Source organism: Bradyrhizobium sp. P2_E8 (genome assembly GCF_056403875.1).
This window is the reverse complement of the sequence record NZ_JBFUES010001465.1, coordinates 1-1309: the sequence shown is the minus strand read 5'-3', so window position 1 is coordinate 1309 and position 1309 is coordinate 1. Positions and strand designations below refer to the sequence as shown.

Sequence of the window (1309 nt, the reverse complement as noted above, 5' to 3'; positions counted from 1 at the left end):
GCGTCCATGCGCTCGCCGAGTCCGACCCAGCGCAGCAGGTCGATGACCTCCTTGCGATAGCTCGACTCGCTGCGGCCCATGACGCGGAACGGCAGCGCGACGTTCTCGTAGGTCGTCATGTGGTCGAGCAGGCGGAAATCCTGGAGCACGATGCCGATGCGCTTGCGCAGGTCGGCGATCTCGTCCTTGCCGAGCTGCGAGRTGTCGTGGCCGAACAGGTTGACGAGGCCGCGCGTCGGCCGGTGCGAGAGGAACAGCAGGCGCAAGAGCGAGGTCTTGCCGGCGCCGGACGGACCGGTGAGGAACTGGAAGGAGTGCGCCGGGATCTGGAAATTGAGGTCGCGCAGAATCTCCGGCCCCAGACCGTAACGCAATCCGACATTTTCGAACCGAACCAAGCTCAGCTCCGTTCGAGAGGGGGCGATGGCCGCGACGCGATGCTCCGCCACGCGCGATCAACGGTTTTTGCGACCGTTATGGTTTCCGGTTCGTTAACGGTCGCCCTGTAGCATCCAGGACGCCCGGGTCTCCGCGACCCTGGCATCGTCAAGACTCGTTCATGCATCAAGGCTCGTCCATGCATATCGTCTGCCCCCATTGTACGACATCCTACGCCATCAAGCTTGCGAGCCTTGGGGCGAACGGGCGGACAGTCCGCTGCTCCCGGTGCAAGCAGACCTGGGTCGCCTATGCCGAGGATGCCATCGAGGAGGCGTCCGTCCCGGCCATGGCTGCGGCCAGCCAGGCCGACGACCAGTCCGATCTCGCCGAGCAGTGGAACTCCTACGCCAAGGACGACGGCGCCACCGACACGCCTGTCGTCGACAGCCCCTCCATCGCCAGCGACTGGCCGGAGGAGGACGCCAGGGAGACCGAGGACGAATGGTCGGCGGCGGCCCGGGACGCTGAGGATGAGGTCGCCGGCGCGCAGCACCAGTCCTGGTTCCGCGGCCTGTTCGGCCGGCGCGGGGCGCGCGTGAGGCGTCAGGTCCCCACCGTGGCGCCGCGAAAGTCCCATTTCGGCCTGCCGACCGCCTGCGCCGCCATGGGCGCGCTGGTGCTGGCCCTGATCGTCTGGCGCGGCGACATGGTGCGGCTGCTGCCGCAGACCGCGGCCTTCTACAAGATGGTCGGCCTCGACGTTAACTTGCGCGGGCTGGCCTTCAAGGACGTCAAGCTCTCCAGCGAGACCGTTGACGGTAAACAGGTGTTGGTGATCGAGGGCGTCATCGTCGGCGAGGGCAAGAAGCCGCTCGACATCCCGCGGCTGCGCTTTGCGGTGCGCGACGCGCAGGGCGCGGAAATCTAT

Annotated in this window: 2 protein-coding genes; one reads left to right on the top strand and one right to left on the bottom strand. The window is 66.8% G+C overall.

Annotated features, from left to right (window positions below; genetic code table 11):
* On the bottom strand, positions 1-398 hold a 398-nt coding region (locus AC1D00_RS41465), incomplete at its 3' end, for a cell division ATP-binding protein FtsE (protein WP_477014687.1).
* Between the two features lie 179 nt (positions 399-577).
* Here AC1D00_RS41465 and AC1D00_RS41460 point away from each other — a divergent pair.
* The coding region (locus AC1D00_RS41460; RefSeq protein ID WP_477014686.1) for an MJ0042-type zinc finger domain-containing protein at positions 578-1309 on the top strand (732 nt) is incomplete at its 3' end.